This is a genomic window from Haloplanus vescus, assembly GCF_900107665.1.
GTDB classification, from domain to species: domain Archaea; phylum Halobacteriota; class Halobacteria; order Halobacteriales; family Haloferacaceae; genus Haloplanus; species Haloplanus vescus.
The window spans coordinates 1077130-1095438 of record NZ_FNQT01000001.1; the positions used below are offsets into that span (position 1 = coordinate 1077130).

The following is an 18309-nucleotide window of genomic DNA, read 5'->3' on the forward strand; positions in this document are numbered from 1 at the left end:
TGCGGTTTTCCCCAAGTTTTTGCGAAGGAGCGCGAGGGAGCCGGCGCTCCGCGCCGGCGACAAGCGACCGAGCAAAAAGTGGGAATGGGACCGCCCGGATTTGAACCGGGGTCACGGGCACCCAAGGCCCGAAGTATACCAGGCTAACCCACGGTCCCGCATTCAAACTTGCACCGCGCGGGCGCTAAAGGATTTCGTTCGGTCAGTCGGCGCTGATGGCACAGCCGTCGACGTACTCGATGTCGTCAATGGAGTCGATGGGGTCGTCGCCACAGACGGGACAGTCGGGGTCCTGGGTGTAGGGCACCGTGTCGAAGCTCATGTCCATCGCGTCGTAGAAGAGCAGGCGCCCGACGAGCGGGTCGCCCGCGCCGAGCAGGACTTTCACGGCCTCGGTGGCCTGGATACAGCCGACGGTGCCGGGGAGGACGCCGAGGACGCCCGTTGTCGCGCAGTCGGGGACAGTCCCGGGTTCGGGGGCCTCGCGGAACAGGCAGCGATAGCAGGGGCCGTCGGGGTGGAGCGTGGTGACCTGCCCCTCGAACTTGTAGATGGCGCCGTGGGAGACGGGGATGCCGGCGAGTCGGCAGGTGTCGTTGACGAGATATCGCGTCGGGAAGTTGTCGGAGGCGTCGACGACGATATCGTAGTCGGTCAGCAGGTCGGCGTTGTCGCGGTCGAGTCGTGTCTCGTACGTCTCGACGGTCACGTCGGGGTTGAGCGCGCCGACGAACTGCTTCGCGCTCTCGACTTTCGGTTCGCCCACGTCGGCGTCGCGGTGAATCACTTGGCGTTGCAGGTTCGAGCGCTCCACCACGTCGTCGTCGACGACGCCGATGGTTCCCACGCCCGCGGCCGCAAGATACTGGATGACGGGCGCACCAAGCCCGCCCGCCCCGACAACGACGGCGCTGGAGTCGAGCAGGCGTTTCTGCCCCTCCGGACCGACTTCGTCCATGATGATGTGCCGCGAGTAGCGGTCCAACTGCGTGGCGTCCAGCGAGAGGTCGCTCATACACTTCCTCCGTGGTCGAGAAGGATAAATCCGTGCCGTTTCGAGGGTTCGATAAATCGCATATCGCGATAGGAAATGACGTGTGGGTACGTGATGTCGGGGCCGAGTCGAGGCCGAAGCTTCGGCGAGAGATCGACGTTCAGGCCTCCTCGCGCCGACTCCGGGAGGCCACCACGTCGAGGCCGGGGCTGTAGTAGTACACCGGGTCCGCGTCGGGGCGGGCGAAGCCGTCGGCTCGAACGAGCGTATCGGTCGCGACGGTGGCTTCGGCGGGGTAGAGCGTCCACGGGTCGTGGCGTACGTCGGTGTAGCGGAGCGACCCGTCGGGCGCCTCGGTGTAGAACCGGTAGCGCTCGACGAGGAATTCGGCGAGGGGGTCGGCCGGTGCGTCGAAGGCGTCGCCGTCGGGGGCGTAGGTGGCCGCGTAGTGGGCGGGGCGGGCGCCCGGATGGCGGCGTCGACTCCGGAACCGAATTTCGCCGTCCACCGCGTCGAGCGAGATTCGGGCGTAGTAGTAGGGGAGGTGGTGGACGAGGCGGGCGCCGACGACGCTGGCGAGGCCCTGCGCGTCGAGGCTGAAGAAGTAGACGCTCGGGACGCCGTCGCGGGTGACGTACGTCCGGACGTTGATCTCCGGCAACCGAATCCCCAGGGCGCGAGGCGCTCCCTTCGGACGCACGGCGACGTTGGTGAAGGGGACGACCGAGAGCCATGCCTGCCCGTCGTATCGGTCGGCGTCGAGCGACGCCGGGAGATGCGCGTCCATCACGTCGGGGTCGACGGGCCAGTTCTCGAACAGCAGGTGTCGCCAGCCCATCGCCAGGGGGAGGACCATACCCCACCTTGGCGGCGAGACGCGAAGAAGACTTGCGCCGGCGCTACGTTCTTGTCGCCGGCGCGTGAGGGGCGAGTATGGCCCTCCACCTTCGCGACCGACTCCGCCCGTGGCACGGCGTGATGCTCGTCGTCTTGCTTGCCGGCATCGCCGTCTCGCTCTCCCGTGCCGAAGCACTCACCCGCGACGCCCTGTTTCGGGCCGTCCTGTCGGGGCTGTTCGGCCTCGTCATCTTCCAGTTCACCGTCGGCAACGTCTGGGGCTACGCCGTCGAGTACTACAACACCGGCGGCGAGTGGACCGACTGGCCCTTCGTACTCCCCTTCGTCAGCGCCGCCGTCGGGGGCGTCGCAGCGGGATTCTACGTCGAGGACCCTGTAGCCGGCGCGTTCACCGCGTTCTGGGTGTTCGTCTTCGTCGCCGCCGTCGTCGCCGTCGGGAGTTGGCTCGTCGTCGGCTACCGCGAGGCCGACGCGTGAGCGGGTGAGCAGTCGGGGACACGCGCCGGTCGTCCGGGGAGGTAGTCAGTCCGCCAGTTCCGCCATGTCGAGGGTGTCGAGGCGTTCGGCGGTCGGGATGCCGTCGTCGTCCCACCCGCGGAAGTCGTAATACTCGTCGAGCATCGCGTCGAGCTCCTCCGGCGGGCAGTACATCCCCTCCGCGGGGCCGTCGGGGATGGGTTCGTGCATGATGCGATGGGAGAGGGTGTCCGTCTCCCGGCGCGCGACGCCGCGTTCGACGTTGATGAGGCGTTCGAGGTTGTAGACGCGTTCGCCGATGCGTTCCACGTCCTCGGTCGAGAGGTCCCATCCCGTCGCGGCGTTGATGGCGTCGCGGTAGCGGTCGGTGACGCGCTTGCCCCACCCGGCCTCGCTCACGAACCGACACTGGGTGAGCGAGTCGCCCAGCGCGGTGAAGTGTTGCGTGCGGGCGGCGAATTCGGGCGTCCCCTCGGTCGTCTCGTCGTGTTCGCCGTCGTACTGGAGCGTCGGTCGCGTGTCGTGATGGGAGCCGCCGCGGGTGGCGGTGGCGTAGCCGATGCTCATCCCCTTCAGGCCGCGCGGGGAGTGAGCGGCGAACTCCAGTCCCTTGACGCCGTGGAGGTACTCGTCGGCCTCGTCGTCGAGGGAGTCGGCGAGACGGAACGACCCCTCGGCGAGTCGGTCGCCGAAGCCCTCGCGGTGGGCGACGCGGCGCGCGAGTTCGACCAGGCCATCCGCGTCGCCGAAGTCGAGGTGCGGGGAGTCGTCGTCGGTCAGGAGGCCCTTCTCGTAGCACTCGCGGGCGAAGGCGACGGAGACGCCGAAGGAGATGGTGTCCATCCCCAGTCGGTCACAGAGGTCGTTGACCTTGACCACGCGGTCAAGGTCGAACACCTCGGTCATCGTCGCCGTGCCGAAGAGGCTCTCGAACTCGGGAATCTTGGCGTCGGTGACGCCCTCCGCCTCGACGGTGACGTGTTTCCCGCAGGCGACGGCGCAGTTCGCACACGTCGTGTCCTCGGTGACGTACTCCTCGCGGAGGCGTTCGCCGCTGATGGCTTCGGCCTCCTCGTCGCCGGACTGCTCGACCTGGTTGTTTCGCCGGCCGAGTTTCCCCATCTCGTTGATGGGGTTGACGAGGCCGCTCGTGCCGTACTCTTGGAGCATCTCCGTCTCCGCCATCAGCGGGCCCATGCGGTCGCCCACGAGGCTCCGCAGGTCGCCGTCGGCGGCGACTTCGGGGTCGAACTCGCCCTCCTCGATTACGACGGCCTTGACGTTCTTCGAGCCGAGGACGGCGCCGGCACCGCCGCGGCCGGCGACGCCCTCGCGCATCTCGGAATCGTGGAGCAGACAGGCAAACCGAACGAGGTTCTCGCCCGCCGGCCCCGTCGCGATGACGTGGACGTCGCTGTCGGCGTCGGCCGCGGCGCGTTCCTCGACTTCGGCACACGTCTCGTAGGTGTCGAGGCCAGCGAGGTCCGGCGCGGGTTCGACGCGCGCGCCCTCGCTGTCGACGTGGACGTAGGAGAGTTCGGGGGCGGCGCCGTGGAGGACGATGCTCTCGAAGCCAGTCGTCTTCTGGGCGCGGGGGAAGGTGCCCCCGAAGGTGCTGTCGAAGAAGCCGTTCGTCTGCGGGCTGACGAAGCCGACGACGCCGCGACTCGTCGACTGGAAGGGCGTGCCGTTCATCGGGCCGACGGTGAAGGCGACGACGTTCTCGGGGTCGAACGGGTCGGCCGCCGGCGGGACGTGGTCGTGGACGGCCCGTGCCGCGAAGCCGTTGCCGCCGAGGAAGCGCCGCGCGTCGGCGGGGTCGATGTCTTCGACTCTCGTCTCGCCGTCGAGGTGGACGTGGAGCGCCTGCCCACCGTAGACGGGCGGAAGGTCGGCCACGCTACGCCACCTCCAGCGAGTCGACTCGCTGGCGCGTCGCGATACGCAGTCGTTGCATATGGCGACGTGGACGCTCCGCGCACAAATCGTTTGTCGGTCGGCGAGACGAAATACGGACCACCTCCCGGGCCTGTCGGGCGAACGAACGTTCGGCCCGACTACGACGACTGACTCGGAAGCGCGAGCGAGTAGATGATGAACGCCAATCCGATTATTTTGATGATGTTTTCGGCTAACGGCACGTGATAGGTGTAGATTGTAAGACTGAAATTCGCTCGAAGGCCGACGGAGGCGACCGTAATCGCCAACAGCGGCGGAACGACCGTGATGAGTCCGATTCCGACTGCCAGAAACAGCATCCGTCGCCCGCCGTGTCGACGATATCCCTGATAGGCCTGGTACACGACGAACGACCCCATCGCAATCGTGACGAGTACCACGACGAACAGGACGAAGTAGAACTGCGGAACGGTAGCGAGGTTAACTTGAAGCACGACCATCAGATATCACCCCACATATCGGTGAATCGGTCTGCCATAGTCTCCGGCGGTGCTTCTTCGATTTCGAGGGTGAGTTCGTCATTGTCTAATTCGATGGTGAGGCGTTTGATTCGCGCTTTGTAGACGCTGTAGTGGTGGCCCTCGTCGCCGAGTTGGGTGCGTTCTTCGAGGAGCCCACAGTCGATGAGTCGCTCGGTCCGACGGTAAATCGTCGGGAGTGACGCATCACACTCGTCGCTCAGCTCTTTCGCCGACTTCTCGGTCGTGTTCGTCGACTTGAGGATTTCGCGAGCGTACTCGTCGTCGAGGAGAGCGTAAATCTCGTGCGACAGAACGCTCTCGGTCACAGCTAGTCGTTCGCACAGGAGTAGTTAATTCAGTCGCTCGTTTTCCCACCCAGTATAAAATCATCGATGATTATATACTCTCGCCGTCGTGGACGGTGTGACGACACGGCGTTCCCGGGCGCTGTGTGAGGACCAAAGCGGGATATGACGGAGAGCCGTCGAGTCTCCAAACTCCACTTCTGGGCGCTAATACCGCCGTTTTACCGGGTTAGAAAAACGTGATTCTGTTATAATTGCTCTCGAGTCGATGCTACGTCTCATGGGAACGCAACACGCTCGATTCGACTCACGTACGGATGCGACTTCAGCATGACACGGAAGACACCGCGTAACTCACGGTCGGTGACCGTCGCGCTCACCGCGGTTCTCGTGATGGGACTCGCCGTCGGCGCACTCCCCACGATGGCGACGGCGCAAACGTCACAGTCTGGAAACGTCATCGGCCATCCGGACGTCACGTTCGCGACGTCGTCCGGGTCGCTCTCGGCTGGCACGACGACCGACCTCACGGTTTCGGTCGTCAACCGTGGCCTGATTACGACCCACGGCCCATCGCAGTACGAAGACGAGGTGATGACCGCGCGGGGGCTTACGTTCGAAGTAGACGACGGGAACGCGCCGGTCACCGTCCAGACCGGACAGGTCTCTCTGGGCAACTTCCAGACGGGGAGCGCAGAACAGACAGTCTCCATCACGGTCCCGAAAGATGCCGAACCGGGAACGTACCGACTCCCGGTCGAGTACGAATATTCGCACACGCGTCACGTTCGCTACGGCCCCAGCGGACCCACGGAGGGCAGCGATACCACACGAACGGAGACGGACTCGATAACGATTCGAATCGAGGAAGACGCTCGGTTCGAAATCGTCGGCACAGACGCGACGACCCAAGTCGGCGACGACAGTGATATCTCGTTCACACTCAGGAACACCGGGTCGGAAATCGCGAGCGGTGCGAGTGTCACTGCGGAGTCGAAGAGCAGTTCCTTGACCTTCGAGTCCGGCGACACGTCCTCGACCGCATCCGTCGGTGACTGGGAAGCGGGAACGAATCGGACGCTGACGTACAATGCCGCGCTCGAATCTGGGTCGGCCGTGCGTGACTATGCGCTCGATTTGGTCGTGGACTACGACGATATCGACGGAATCAGTCGAACGGCCGACCCGCTCACGACCACCGTCGAGTCGACGCCCGCCCAATCGTTCGCCTTCTCGGACGTGTCCTCGTCACTCCGAGTGGGCGAAGACGGGGACATCGTCGGCACGCTCGAGAACACCGGCTCCAAACCGGTGCGGAGCGTGGCGATTCGCCCCGTCAATACGTCGGAGGCAGTCATCCCGAGCGAGGATTCCACCGCCGTCGGGTCGCTCGACCCTGGTGAATCCACGTCCTTCCGAGTACCGTTCGAGATTACGAGTGAAGCCGTGGTCGGGGAGAAATTACTCGACGTCGAGGTTCGGTATCGTGACGGCGAGGGCGACCAGCGGACCTACGACAAACTCGACCTCCCGGCGACTATCGAACCGGAGCGGGACGAGTTCGAACTCGCGGTGTCGGACCGAACGATTACCGCGGGCAGCTCACGAGTCGTCACGGTCGAAGTGACGAACAACCTCGACGAAACGGTGACCGATATGGAGGCACGGCTGTTCGCCGACGACCCCCTCAGCGCCGGTGCCTCGGACACGAGCTATATCGAGTCGTTAGCCCCTGGCGAGTCCGCGACGCTGGCGTTCGAGGTGACGGCAGCGTCCGCTGCGACGGCCGGAAGCACGTACCCGATTTCGTTCGACGTCCGGTATACGGATAGCGACGGTAACACCCACCTCTCGGATACGTTCAGGAAGCCACTCGACGCCGTCGAACCCCAGAACACCGGCGGACCACCCCTCCCACTCGTCCTCGGGGCGGGGATAGTCGTGGTCGGCGGTATCGTACTCCTCTACCGGAGGCGCCAGTAATGTCTCTGGCCGAGAAGATTGAAACGGCGACAGAACGCCTCAACACGACCATCGTGGACCGCCCCCGTGCGGTCGTCGTCGTCTTTTTGCTGCTCACAGGTCTCTTCGTCGGCGGACTGGGCTCCGTCCAGATGAGTGCGGGAGGGCTCGACGCGTTCACAGACGACTTACCCGAACAGAAGGCCCTAGACCAAGTCGACCAGAACTTCGAGGAGCCGTTTCGAACGGACACCGAGACCACGACACAACTCATTCGGACGAACAGCAACGTCCTGACCAAAGAGGCACTCGTCCGTGACGCTCGCCTTCTCGAACGCGTCGCCGAACGCGACGACCTTCGGATGGAATCGGCGAGTGGGCCGGCTCCGAGTGTCGCACAGCAACTCGACCCGTCGGCGACCACGCCGGCAGAGTACCGGCGAACGCTCGAAGGCGCGAGTCCGTCCGAAATCAGACAGGCGGTTCGAGCGCTTGAAAGCGACTCCCGGTTTACCGGCGTCGTGTCGAACGACTTCAATCCGACGAGCGTCTCGGCGTCCACATCGATTACCACGGTTTCGCACGACTTCCCCGAGAGCTTCGGTGACGACGACCTGACTGCCGTCCAGACGGACCTTCAAACGATTGCCGACGACACGCCGGGCGACGTTCGTGCGTTCGGGTCTGGAACGACCGAAACGGAGATATCGCAGTCCGTGCAGGACTCGCTCCTCATCGTGATGCCCGTCGTAGTCCTGTTGTTGCTCTTCTTCTTGGTGGTGGCGTATCGCGACCCCATCGACGTGCTGTTGGGACTGGTCGCGCTCGTGATGACGATTATCTGGACGTTCGGATTCCTCGGGTATTCGGGGATTCCGTTCAGCCAGCAGATGATTTCGGTGCCGGTGTTGCTGCTCGCCGTCGGCGTCGACTTCGGCATCCACATCATCAACCGCTATCGAGAGGAGACGGAACGCGGGTTCGAAGCGGTCGAAGCGATGCGAGAAGCGAACGCCCAGCTCCTGATTGCGTTCGTCATCGTCACCGTGACGGCCGTGTTCGGCTTCGGTGCGAACGTCATCTCCGACCTGACGCCGATTCGGAACTTGGGCATCGCGTCGGCGGTCGGTATTATGTTCACGTTCCTCATCTTCGGGATATTTCTACCCGCCGCCAAGTTGGTGACCGACGAGATACGCGTCCGTCTCGGCGTTCCAGACTTCAACTCGTCGCCGATAGCGTCCGAGGACTCGGTGCTCGGCCGCGTGTTGGCGTTTCCGGCACGCGTGAGCCGATACGCGCCGACGGTAATCGTCCTAGGATTGCTCCTCTCGGGGGCCGTCATGGGTGCGTATGGCGCTGGCGTCGGCACCTCGTTCGAAAACGAGGACTTCCTGCCACCCGAAGAGCTCCCGGCCTACGTCACGGGATTACCCGAGCCGTTCAATCCAGGGGAGTATACGATTACGTCGACTATCAACTTGCTCGACGACAAATTCGGGAGCAGCCAGAGTAGTACGGTGAAGATATACGCCCGAGGAAACTTCGAGCAGGACCACGCGCTCGAAGCCCTCGCAGCCCCGAACGACGACCCCCCAGAATCACTCGCAGTCGGACCCGGTGGGCAAGCAGAGGCACAGAGCATCGTGACCGTCATCGAATCGCACGCGAATCGAAACGAGGACTTCGCGGCCTTAGTCGCTCGAAACGACCGGAACGACAACGGGATTCCCGACCAGAATCTCGAGCGAATTTACGACGAGCTGTTCGCGTCCGCGGCGGGTGACCGGGCCAAACAGTACCTGACGGAGGATTACCGGTCCGCCCAAATCGAATATCAGACCGACGCCGATGCCTCACAGACGGAAGTGACGACTGGCGGAACCGAATTAGCAGACAGGCTCCAGTTCGAAGCGACGTCCACGGGGAGCGTCGTCGTCCGTGCAGCGGTGATGGACCGTATCTTCCAGTCGGCGATTCAGGGACTCGCCCTCGCAGTCGGACTGACTGCGGCATTCCTCGTGCTCATCTACGGCGTCTTGGAACGGAAGCCACTGCTCGGCGTCGTCAACGTCTTCCCGATACTGATTGCCATCGCCTTCTTGCTCGGGACGATGCGATATATGGACATCACGCTGAATGCGCTGACGGCGACCATCCTCTCTATCTCCGTCGGGGTCGGTATCGCGTATTCGGTGCACACGACCCACCGGTTTATCGACGAGTACGATTCGGCGACGGGCGCACACGAAGCGATGATGGTGACACTGACCGGAACCGGTGGCGCCCTATTCGGGAGTATGCTGACGACCGCTCTGGGGACGGGTGCGCTCGCACTAGCCATCACCCCGATTCTCGGCAACTTCGGCGTGCTGATTGCGCTCAGTGTCACCTACTCGTTCTTGGCCGCGGTCGTCGCACTCCCGCCCGCGGTGTTGCTCTGGGAACGATTCCACCAGTGGGACGTCGATGTACTGGCGCGGTTCCGTCCAGTGAGTCAATAGACACCGTCGGAACCGAGCGTCTTCGACCGCAACTACTGGACACAGTTCGCTGTTTTTGGCGAGTGGTATGGATTGCATATAGCGACATGTGATTTACTCCACCGTCGGCGGGGAGCCGAACTTCCTTTGTCGCGCACGCGAAAGGCCCCGTATGGCCGACGACATCGACGACGTTGACCGTGCCATCCTACACGCCCTGCAGGAAGACGCGCGGAACATGTCCTCGGGCGACATCGCCGAGCGAACAGGCACCTCGGACAGCACGGTCCGCAAGCGCATCCAACGCCTCGAATCGGACGGCGTCATCAAGGGGTACAGCGCCGCCATCGACTACCAGCAGTCGGGCTACCCGCTCCGGATGCTCCTGTTCTGCACCGCCTCGATATCCGAACGGGGCGACATGATTCCGAATATCCTCGACATCGACGGCGTCGTCTCCGTTCAGGAGCTGGTCACGGGCGAACAGAACTTGCTGGTCACCGTCGTCGGCGAGGAAGACAGCGACATCACGTCCGTCGCACAGGCGCTGCTCGACATGGGCCTGACCGTCGCCGACGAGGTACTCGTCCGAAGCCACGAGACGAAACCGTTCGGCGAGTTCGCGTCAGAGTCGGACGAGTAGCGTTCGGCGTGAAACCGAACACCATGAGAAACTATAACGTTCTATAATCGGTGTTTTGAGGAACAATCTGGTAAAATAGAAGGCCTTAATAGGCAGTCTGTTCGTTAATTGGGTAGAGACGACGCGTCGGGGAGTACCCACCCCAGCGGGTCGACGAACCGAACGATGACAGGAACGGACCACTCACCGACGGTCGGACAGTTGCCGAGTACGGAGGCGTCGTCGCCGCTCGCACCCACGACCCTCACGCGACTCGTGTGGGGGCTGTGGGTCGCGAGTCTGGGACTGCTCGTCGTCCGACCCGGTGGCGGCTGGACGTTCCCGGGCGTCGCCGTCGACGGTCTGACCGTCCTGATGTGGGTCGTCGTGACGTTCTTCAGCGGTATCGTCCACAGTTACTCGCGGCGCTACATGGCGGGCAGCGCCCACCTCGGCCGCTTTTTCCACCGGCTGTTCGCGTTCACGGTGGTCGTGATGACGCTGGTGGCAGCCGACCACATTGCGCTCTTCGCCCTCGCGTGGTTGGGGATGGGCCTCGTGATGGCCGACCTCATCGGCATCGTCCGCGGCTGGCCGCAGGCACAGGCGGCGAAGACGCTCGCTCGCCGGTACTTCGTGGCGAGCGGCGCGATACTGGCCGGCGTCCTCGCCCTCTTGGCGTGGGCGACGGGCGCGACGACAGTCTCCGGCATCGGCGCGGAAGCGAGCACCCTCTCGACGCCAGTATGGGCCGTCGCCGTCTGCGGCCTCCTCCTCGTCGCGATGGTACAGTCCTCGCTTCTCCCCTTCCACACCTGGCTGCTCTCCTCGATGACGGCGCCGACGCCCGCCTCGGCGCTGATGCACGCTGGCTTCGTCAACGCGGGCGGGATTCTGTTGCTTCGCTTCGCCCCCCTCGTCACGCTCGACGCGGCGTTCATGCAGCTGGTCGTAGTCGTCGGCGCGGTGAGCGCGCTCGGCGGCAAACTGCTGAAGACGGTCCAGACGGACATCAAGCGCCAACTCGGCTGCTCGACCGTGGGGCAGATGGGCTTCATGATACTGCAGGCCGGCCTCGGCTTCTTCGGGGCGGCCATCACCCACCTCATCCTCCACGGCTTCTTCAAGGCCTATCAGTTCCTCTCGGTCGGCGACGCCGTCGAGCGGACACAGCCCACGAAGACAGGCGAGACGGCGTCTCTGGGCGTCTTCGGCACCGCCCTCACCGCCGCGACGGCGCTCGCCGGCGGCGCGGTGTTCGTCGCCCTCACCGGGAAGGGGACGCACTTCGGCAGCGGGCTGGTGCTGGTGGCGCTGGTCGTCCTGACGACGTTCCACGCGGCGCGGACGGCCGTCGAAGCCAGTGCGGCGCCGGCGTCGGCCCGGTTCGTCGCCATGCCCCTCGCCATGCTCGTGGCCATCGCCGGCTACGGGCTGGCGTACCGCGCCGTCGACGCTGCGCTCGCGGGACTCCCCGTCGTGACGGCGCCCGCCGACCTCACCGCCGTCCACGGCCTCGTCCTCGCCGCGTTCCTCGGCGCGTACGTCGCCATCGAGGGCGGCGCCTACAAGCGCAGCGACTGGCTCTACGTGACGCTCCTGAACGCGACGCAACCGGCTCCCGAGACGCTGCTGACGAACACGGAGGATTACAATGAGTACTGACGCCGCGATTCGCGACAGCATCGAGCAGGCGGCATCGACAGTCGGCCGCGTTTGGCCGCTCCACTCGTTCGTGGCCAGCAACCCACTCGCCGACCTGGAAGACCAACCGTTCCACGAGGCCGTCGCCCGCGCCGAAACCGCACTCGGTGCCGACGGCTACCCCGACACCGAAGTGTTCCGCCGGGCGTGGGCGGACGGCCGTATCGACCCGGACACCCTCGAAGGGGAACTGAAAGCGCACAGCTACGACGCCGACCCCGAGGCGCTCCTCGACCGGATGGAGCGCGAGCGGTCGACGACTCCGTCGACGGCGGGGACCGACCGCGTCGACCAACTCGTGACGAAGTGGCTCTCGGCCTTCCTCGACCAAGGACACGCGAAGTGGTCGATGCCCCACCGCGAGGAGGGCTTCTACGCCGCGTTCCGCGCCGTCGCCCCCCACGACGGCGAGATTCCCGACGGCGAGACGGTGAGCGACTTGCCCGCGGAGCCAATCGAGGCGATTCGCCACCTCCTCGACGACCGCCCCGTCGGCGAGTGGCAGGACCTCTTCGAGGCGCACCTGACTTCCCTCCCCGGCTGGACCGGATTCGTCCGCCAACAGGCCGAGGAGGGCGACGCGTGGCAGTCGACGTATCCCATCACGCTCCCCGGCTACCTCGCCGTCAGGCTGACGCTTTCGGACCTGCTCGACGAACCGGCGCCCGAGGTGCCCGACGACCCAGCGGAGGACGTTCCCCTCGCTGCCTGTTGGCTCCGTGCGTGGGAGTCGACGTACCGCGAGACGCTGACCGACGCCGTCGCCGACGCGAGCGAGTCCCTCGACAGCGACGAGGCGCGCCCGGACGCGCAGCTCGTCTTCTGTATCGACACGCGCTCGGAGGTCATCCGCCGGCACGTCGAACAGGCGGGGGCGTACGAGACGTTCGGCTACGCGGGGTCGTTCGGCCTCCCCATCCGGTACGAGGGGTACGACTCCGACGCCGTCGACGCGTGTCCGCCGGTCGTCGACGCCGCTCACCGCGTCGTCGAGCGCCCCACCGACGACGCGACGAAGGTGCGTCGCGACCGCGTGACGGCCGCGCTTGACGCCGGGAAGGAGACGCTGTCGACGCTCAAGTCCAACGTCGCGACGGTGTTCAGCTTCGTCGAGAGCGCGGGGCTGGGCTACGGGGCCGCGCTCGCGACGCGGACGCTCGCACCGACGCGCGCCGGCGCCCTCGACGACGACCCCGGCCCGGACGTCCACGAGTTCTGTTCGCCGGGCGTCGAACACGACCCCGACGGTGAGGGCTCGCTCCCGACGGGGATGACGTTCGAGGAACGCGTCGACTACGCCGCGGCGGCCTTCGAGACGATGGGCTGGGAGACGTTCGCCCGCCTCGTCGTCTTCACCGGCCACGCGAGTCAGACGGCGAACAACCCGTTCGAGGCGAGTCTGGACTGTGGCGCCTGCGCCGGCAACCCCGGCGGGCCGAACGCCCGCGCCCTCGCGACCATCTGTAACGACCCCGAGGTCACGGCGGCGCTCCGCGACCGCGGCGTCGAGATTCCCGAGGACACCCACTTCCTCGCGGCCGAACACGACACGACGACCGACGCGGTGACGCTCTACGACGGCGACGTGCCCGAGAGCCACCGCGAGGACGTCGCGCAGTTGCGCGCGGACCTCGACACCGCACAGACCGGCGCCGCCGCGGAACGCGACGGCCCGGACGGCGTCGGCGACGCCGAACGCCGCGCCAGCGACTGGGCGGAGACCCGCCCCGAGTGGGGACTGGCCGGCAACGCCGGCTTCGTCATCGGCCCGCGTGACCTGACCGCGGATCTGGACCTCGACGGCCGCTCGTTCCTCCACGACTACGACTGGAAGACCGACGACGAGGGCGACGCGCTCGAAGCCGTCATGACCGGACCCATGGTCGTGACCCAGTGGATCAACCTGCAGTATTACTTCTCGACCGTCGACACCGCCGTCTTCGGTAGCGGGTCGAAGGTGACACACAACCCGGTCGGCAACTTGGGCGTCTACCAAGGGAACGGCGGCGACCTGATGAGCGGCCTGCCACAGCAGTCGGTGCTGGCCGGGGACGACGACCCGCACCACCAACCGCTCCGCCTCTCGACGGTGATTCACGCGCCCGTCGACCGCGTGACCGACGTGCTGGAGGCGCACGAGGACCTGACGACCCTCCTCGACAACGAGTGGCTCTCGCTGACGGTCGTCGACCCGACGCGCGACCACCGCGCGTTCCACTACGAGCGCGGACTGGAGTGGACGGCCGCGGCTGAGACGACGGCGCCCACCGTCGCCGACGACTGAGTCGGCGCAGTTGCTTGAATCAGCACAGTCGCTGAGTCGGCGTAGTCGCTTGAGTCGACCAGCTGCTTGAACTGGTGCCGCTGCTACACGAGCGGTGAAAAAACGGAGGAAGTCGGCGCGTTACTTGCCGCGGCGTCGGTCGCCGCCGATGCTGGGTCGGGTGTGTTCCGTCCCCTTGCCACGCTTCTGCTGTCCGCGACCCTTCTGACCGGCGCTGGTCTTGCCACGGAACGCACGGCCGCGGTGCGTGTCGTCGCAGACCCAGTTCAGGTCGTCGTCGCTCTGAATCGCGGGGTGTTCGGGGTCGACGAGAATCACTTCGTGCCACTTCTGCGACCCGTCTTCACCCACCCAGTAGGAGTTGAGCACGCGCATGTTGGGGTACTTGCGCGAGGTGCGCTCCTCGGCGATGCGCTGGATGCTCTTCCGGCGACCGATGCGGTTGACGCCCTGTCGCTTCGAGCGTCGCCCGGCCTTGAATCGGCGCTTTCGGGCCCCGCCCTTGCGGACCGAGGTCCGCGCGACGACGATGCCCTGCTTGGCCTTGTAGCCGAGGTTGCGCGCCTTGTCGAGGCGGGTCGGGCGCTCGATGCGCTCGATGGCGCCCTGCTCGCGCCAGTCCTGTTTTCGTTGCCACTGCAGTTCGGCGAGTGCCCCGTCGTCGGGGTTCTGCCACGCGTCTCGGATGTGAGAGTAGAAGCTTCGTGCCATGGTGTTACCCACGGGCGCTTGCGATTCAACGCCGCCGCGAGGCGGGTCACATATCGTCCCGACGAGTCGGGTGCCCGCTGGGGCCCGTGTACCAGCGAGTTACCGACTCTATCGCCCGACTCCGCTTAAGAACTTCGACTCGTCGCGAACGCGCGCACCGTCTCGAACTCGCCGTCCGCGACGGCCCGTGCGACGCGGTCCGTGTCCACCTCGGGCACGACGGCCGGATACTTCCGCCGGAAGAAGCCCACGAGGTTCGACACGTCGCGTTCGAGGAGTTCGTCGGCGTTGGCGTGGTCGGTGGGGACCGACTGCGGCCAGTCGAAGATGGTGATACCCGAGGATGCGACGGCGACGTTGTGTTCGCTGAGGTCAGCGTGGACCATTCCCGCGTCGTAGGCGCCCGCCACCTCGTCGAGAATCAGGTCCAGGACGCCGACCACCTGTTCGTCCTCGAGTTTCGCCCGCGCGAGTTCGACGCCCTCGAACTTCGTCATCAGGATGGCGTGGCGGTTGTGGTCGACCGGTCGCGGGACCGCCACGTCCGGATAGAGCGTTTCGAGCGCGTCGTGCTCCCGTTCGGCCGCCTTGCGCGCCGTGTAGAGCCACGAGACGTGGTGGTTGTCGGCGGTGTAGTCTCGCTCCTTGTCCACCTCGCGGAAGTTGGTGTACCCCTCGCGGTGGAACTTCAGCGCCAGCGGGCGGTAGGACTGGGCCTCGTAGACGTCGCTCTCCTTGCCGACGCCGAGGGGGGCGCCGACGCCCTCAATGGACTCACGCTCTGCGAAGGTGTGGAGCGCGAGGGCGTCGTACCCCTCGAAGGTGAGCTGGTAGCCCTCGTACTGGATGGTCCGGCGCTCGACCAAGTCGCGTTTCATACAGCGGTCGAGCCGATACTCGACCTCTTCGGCCGTCAGACCGGCGTTATCGGGCAGTTTCTCGCGGTTCACCCACTCGCTGAACCGCATCCCCTGCTCGACGCCCGAGAGCAGATAGAAGTCCTCGGGTTCGAGTTCGGCCATCACGCCGGCGACGTTTTTGACCATACGTCGTCTGGGCGCGCAAGGGACAAAAGCCCCCCGCGTCGGGGGCGATAAACTGTATGTCGCGATAGGAAATCGGGTGTTCGGCGTATCGGTGCCGCGGGACAGTTACTCGTCGTCGAGGCTCGGGTGGGTGGGTTGATCGGAGGGATGTGGGTCCGCGAATCGCTCCCGGAGCAGTTCGCGGGCCTCGTCCTCGCGGCGACGACGCTCGTCGTCGTCGATTTCCTCACAGCCCGGGGGCAGGTCCCGGCCCCGGTCGGTGAAGTAGCCGTCGGGCGCCACCCAGTCGTGATAGAAGGGCTGGTCCGCCTCTTCGAGTAGCGTCACCGCCACCTCGGCGCCGTGGCCGGCGTTGACGATGGCCTGATGTGGCTTGCCGGCGAGGCGCCCGGCCGCGTACAGCCCCGAGACGCCCGTCCGCCCTCGCTCGTCCGTCTCGACGAAGGGCTTGCCTCGGTCGACGACTTCGACCGCGTCGGGTAGGTAGTCGACGGCGTTTTTCGTCGCGACGACGACGCGGTCGGCGCGGTACTGGTCGCCCGACGCTGTCTCGGCGACGAACGGGTCGTCCGCGCGGAGGCGAGTCACTTCTGCCTCGCGGTGTTCACACCCCGCGCGGTCGGTGCCCTCGGCGAACAGGTCGAGCAACTGTCGGGCGTTGACGCCGGCGGGGAAGCCGGGGTAGTTCTCCAGATGCGCGTTGCGCCGGAGGATGGACCCACCAGCGTCCAGAACGAGCGTATCGAGACCGGCGCGAGCCGTGAACGTGGCCGCCGACAGACCGGCGACGCCACCACCGATAATCAGTACGTCGTGCATAGACGCCGACAAGCGGGGGCTCTACTTGTAGCCGCCGTCCGCGGTCGGGGGCGTCGTATGCTAGCTCGTCACGTTGTCGGCACAATCGAAACGGACGCGCAATCGGAGCGTGACGCTGGCGACGCCGCTCGGCACTCGACGGTCCGAAGGATGGAGAGTGGTCGTGAGAGGGCGTCGACGCCGTCGTAGTCAGCCGCCGCGCTCGATGGTGACCGTCTCGTCGATGTCCAGCTGGTCGACGGTCGATTCGAGTCGCTCGATGGCCACGGCGATGTCGGAGACGAAGGCCGCCTGTTCGGCGTTCGCGTCGGCGATTGTCTCGACTTCGTCGGAGACACTCTTGGCGCGGTCAGCGGCGGTGTCGACCATGCTCGCCACCTCCTCGGTCCGGACGGCTTGGTCGTCGGTCGCCTCGGCGATGTCCTCCATGCCGGTCGACGTTTCGTCGACAACCTCGACGATGGTCTGCTGGTTGTCGACGAGCTCCCGAATCGTGTCGGTGCCGTCGTGCACCTCGTCGGCGACGTTCTCGACGCTCTCGATGGTCTCCTCGGCTTCGGTGCGGATTTCGCGGATAATCTCGTCGATGCGCTCGGACTCGGACTGCACCTCGGTCGCGAGCGATTTCACCTCGTCGGCGACGACGGCGAACCCGTCGCCCGCCTCGCCCGCCCGCGCGGCCTCGATGTTCGCGTTGAGCGCGAGGATGTTCGTCTGCTCGGCGATGTCGTTGATGACCTCCACGATGTCGTCGATGGCCGCGACCTGTTCCGCGAGGTTGCGAGTCCGGTCGGCCACCTCGTCGCTCCGCTCGGCCACGTCGCTCATGCGCTCGATGGCGTCGGCGCCCGATTCGGCGCTCTGGGCCGCGAGGCGTTCGGCCTTCGCGGCGCGTTCGTTAACCTCCTCGGCAGAGGCAGCGACCTCTTCGACCGTCGCCGAGAGCGAGCCGACCTCCTCGGCGACCTCCTCCATGTTCTCGACCTGTTCGTCGGCCAGCGAGCGCGTGCTCTCGATGGCCTCGTCGACGCGTTCGGTCGTCTCGACGGCGCTATCTGCCTTCGTCGACACCTCCTCCGAGACCTGTGACTGCACCTCGGTGATGGTCTGCTGTTGGTCCACGAGGTCGGTCACGTCGGTCGTCGTCTCCAGGGCGCCGACGAGTTCGCCGTCGGGGTCGCGGAGGGGGACGCCGGTCGATTGAACCCACCGCTCCCCGTCGGCGGTCGGGATGGACCGATACTCGTCTTCGGTCCGCGACTGGCCCTCGCGAGTGACGGTCTGGGCGAACGTCTCGTCGTCTTCGGAGATGGGATAGGCGTCGTAGACGTTCTCGCCGAGCACCGTCTCGGCGTCGAAGCCGGTCACCGCTTCGGCCACGTCGTTGTGGTGTGCGAGGCGGTCCTCGGTGTCGAGGACGACGGCCATCTTCGGGTAGTTCTCGACCAACTGCTCGAAGAGGCCGCGCCAGTAGTCGCGCTCGTATCGAAGCTGTTCGACTTCGCTTTCGGCCTCGACTTCGGGGGCGAGTCCACCGGCATCACGGTGTGTCGACTTCATCGTCGGTGCAGACATTGCCGGGGATATCGGTCGGGGCACCGTAAGCGTCACTCCGATAGAATCA

The 18309-nt window shown here is 65.7% G+C and carries 15 protein-coding genes and 1 tRNA gene; 6 read left to right on the forward strand and 10 right to left on the reverse strand.

Going from position 1 to position 18309, the window contains the following annotated elements; translation table 11 throughout:
• Nucleotides 1-85: 85 nt before the first annotated feature.
• From BLU18_RS05735 to BLU18_RS05745, 3 genes are all read right to left on the reverse strand, one after another.
• A tRNA-Pro gene (locus BLU18_RS05735) sits at nucleotides 86-158 on the reverse strand.
• A 44-nt stretch (nucleotides 159-202) separates the two neighbouring features.
• Nucleotides 203-1015 (reverse strand): SAMP-activating enzyme E1, encoded by an 813-nt coding sequence (ubaA, locus tag BLU18_RS05740; RefSeq protein WP_092632835.1) that lies wholly within the window; start codon nucleotides 1013-1015, stop codon nucleotides 203-205.
• 139 nt (nucleotides 1016-1154) lie between these two features.
• On the reverse strand, nucleotides 1155-1850 hold the full coding sequence (locus BLU18_RS05745; protein WP_092632837.1) for a YqjF family protein: 696 nt from the start codon (nucleotides 1848-1850) through the stop codon (nucleotides 1155-1157).
• A gap of 77 nt (nucleotides 1851-1927) precedes the next feature.
• On the opposite strand from BLU18_RS05745, the gene BLU18_RS05750 reads away from it, so the two are divergent.
• The gene (locus BLU18_RS05750; RefSeq protein WP_245697886.1) at nucleotides 1928-2329 is read left to right on the forward strand and encodes a hypothetical protein; all 402 of its coding nucleotides are present in this window, start codon (nucleotides 1928-1930) and stop codon (nucleotides 2327-2329) included.
• Nucleotides 2330-2374: 45 nt separating this feature from the next.
• On the opposite strand, the gene BLU18_RS05755 is transcribed toward BLU18_RS05750, so the two are convergent.
• From BLU18_RS05755 to BLU18_RS05765, 3 genes are all read right to left on the reverse strand, one after another.
• A complete protein-coding gene (locus tag BLU18_RS05755) occupies nucleotides 2375-4228 on the reverse strand; it encodes an aldehyde ferredoxin oxidoreductase family protein (RefSeq protein ID WP_092632839.1) in 1854 nt (617 codons plus the stop codon).
• Nucleotides 4229-4386: 158 nt separating this feature from the next.
• A complete protein-coding gene (locus tag BLU18_RS05760; protein WP_092632841.1) occupies nucleotides 4387-4728 on the reverse strand; it encodes a DUF7521 family protein in 342 nt (113 codons plus the stop codon).
• Nucleotides 4728-5075: an ArsR/SmtB family transcription factor gene (locus BLU18_RS05765; RefSeq protein WP_092632843.1), complete on the reverse strand. Its 348-nt coding sequence runs from the start codon at nucleotides 5073-5075 to the stop codon at nucleotides 4728-4730. Before BLU18_RS05765 ends, BLU18_RS05760 begins: the two co-directional genes overlap by 1 nt.
• 573 nt (nucleotides 5076-5648) lie before the next feature.
• Here BLU18_RS05765 and BLU18_RS05770 point away from each other — a divergent pair.
• The 5 genes from BLU18_RS05770 to BLU18_RS05790 all read left to right on the forward strand — a co-directional run bounded on the left by BLU18_RS05770 (nucleotide 5649) and on the right by BLU18_RS05790 (nucleotide 14109).
• The gene (locus tag BLU18_RS05770) at nucleotides 5649-7037 is read left to right on the forward strand and encodes a COG1361 family protein (protein ID WP_092633635.1); all 1389 of its coding nucleotides are present in this window, start codon (nucleotides 5649-5651) and stop codon (nucleotides 7035-7037) included.
• Nucleotides 7037-9520 (forward strand): efflux RND transporter permease subunit, encoded by a 2484-nt coding sequence (locus tag BLU18_RS05775; RefSeq protein ID WP_092632846.1) that lies wholly within the window; start codon nucleotides 7037-7039, stop codon nucleotides 9518-9520. The genes BLU18_RS05770 and BLU18_RS05775 overlap by 1 nt, the downstream gene beginning before the upstream one ends.
• A gap of 151 nt (nucleotides 9521-9671) precedes the next feature.
• Nucleotides 9672-10142 (forward strand): Lrp/AsnC family transcriptional regulator, encoded by a 471-nt coding sequence (locus tag BLU18_RS05780; protein ID WP_092632848.1) that lies wholly within the window; start codon nucleotides 9672-9674, stop codon nucleotides 10140-10142.
• Nucleotides 10143-10307: 165 nt separating this feature from the next.
• A complete protein-coding gene (locus tag BLU18_RS05785) occupies nucleotides 10308-11786 on the forward strand; it encodes a proton-conducting transporter transmembrane domain-containing protein (protein ID WP_092632850.1) in 1479 nt (492 codons plus the stop codon).
• Nucleotides 11776-14109: a DUF2309 domain-containing protein gene (locus BLU18_RS05790; protein WP_092632852.1), complete on the forward strand. Its 2334-nt coding sequence runs from the start codon at nucleotides 11776-11778 to the stop codon at nucleotides 14107-14109. The genes BLU18_RS05785 and BLU18_RS05790 overlap by 11 nt, the downstream gene beginning before the upstream one ends.
• A 120-nt stretch (nucleotides 14110-14229) precedes the next feature.
• On the opposite strand, the gene BLU18_RS05795 is transcribed toward BLU18_RS05790, so the two are convergent.
• The 4 genes from BLU18_RS05795 to BLU18_RS05810 form a co-directional block, all read right to left on the reverse strand.
• Complete coding sequence (locus BLU18_RS05795; RefSeq protein ID WP_092632854.1) at nucleotides 14230-14820, reverse strand: 50S ribosomal protein L15e; 591 nt, start codon at nucleotides 14818-14820, stop codon at nucleotides 14230-14232.
• Nucleotides 14821-14945: 125 nt separating this feature from the next.
• Nucleotides 14946-15866, reverse strand: a complete 921-nt coding sequence (locus BLU18_RS05800; RefSeq protein WP_092632856.1) for a serine/threonine-protein kinase RIO2 — start codon at nucleotides 15864-15866, stop codon at nucleotides 14946-14948.
• Nucleotides 15867-15971: 105 nt separating this feature from the next.
• Nucleotides 15972-16685, reverse strand: coding sequence for an NAD(P)/FAD-dependent oxidoreductase (locus tag BLU18_RS05805; protein ID WP_092632858.1), 714 nt, complete (start codon nucleotides 16683-16685; stop codon nucleotides 15972-15974).
• Between the two features lie 189 nt (nucleotides 16686-16874).
• Nucleotides 16875-18260 carry a methyl-accepting chemotaxis protein gene (locus BLU18_RS05810; protein WP_092632860.1) on the reverse strand — a complete coding sequence of 462 codons (1386 nt, stop codon included), beginning with the start codon at nucleotides 18258-18260 and terminating at the stop codon, nucleotides 16875-16877.
• Nucleotides 18261-18309: the final 49 nt, after the last annotated feature.

Coding starts and splice junctions, on each gene's coding strand:
- ubaA (WP_092632835.1), bottom strand. CDS start 1,015: ATGAGCGACCTCTCGCTGGACGCCACGCAGTTGGACCGCTACTCGCGG.
- BLU18_RS05745 (WP_092632837.1), bottom strand. CDS start 1,850: ATGGTCCTCCCCCTGGCGATGGGCTGGCGACACCTGCTGTTCGAGAAC.
- BLU18_RS05750 (WP_245697886.1), top strand. CDS start 1,928: ATGGCCCTCCACCTTCGCGACCGACTCCGCCCGTGGCACGGCGTGATG.
- BLU18_RS05760 (WP_092632841.1), bottom strand. CDS start 4,728: ATGGTCGTGCTTCAAGTTAACCTCGCTACCGTTCCGCAGTTCTACTTC.
- BLU18_RS05770 (WP_092633635.1), top strand. CDS start 5,649: ATGACCGCGCGGGGGCTTACGTTCGAAGTAGACGACGGGAACGCGCCG.
- BLU18_RS05775 (WP_092632846.1), top strand. CDS start 7,037: ATGTCTCTGGCCGAGAAGATTGAAACGGCGACAGAACGCCTCAACACG.
- BLU18_RS05780 (WP_092632848.1), top strand. CDS start 9,672: ATGGCCGACGACATCGACGACGTTGACCGTGCCATCCTACACGCCCTG.
- BLU18_RS05785 (WP_092632850.1), top strand. CDS start 10,308: ATGACAGGAACGGACCACTCACCGACGGTCGGACAGTTGCCGAGTACG.
- BLU18_RS05790 (WP_092632852.1), top strand. CDS start 11,776: ATGAGTACTGACGCCGCGATTCGCGACAGCATCGAGCAGGCGGCATCG.
- BLU18_RS05795 (WP_092632854.1), bottom strand. CDS start 14,820: ATGGCACGAAGCTTCTACTCTCACATCCGAGACGCGTGGCAGAACCCC.
- BLU18_RS05800 (WP_092632856.1), bottom strand. CDS start 15,866: ATGGTCAAAAACGTCGCCGGCGTGATGGCCGAACTCGAACCCGAGGAC.
- BLU18_RS05805 (WP_092632858.1), bottom strand. CDS start 16,685: ATGCACGACGTACTGATTATCGGTGGTGGCGTCGCCGGTCTGTCGGCG.
- BLU18_RS05810 (WP_092632860.1), bottom strand. CDS start 18,260: ATGTCTGCACCGACGATGAAGTCGACACACCGTGATGCCGGTGGACTC.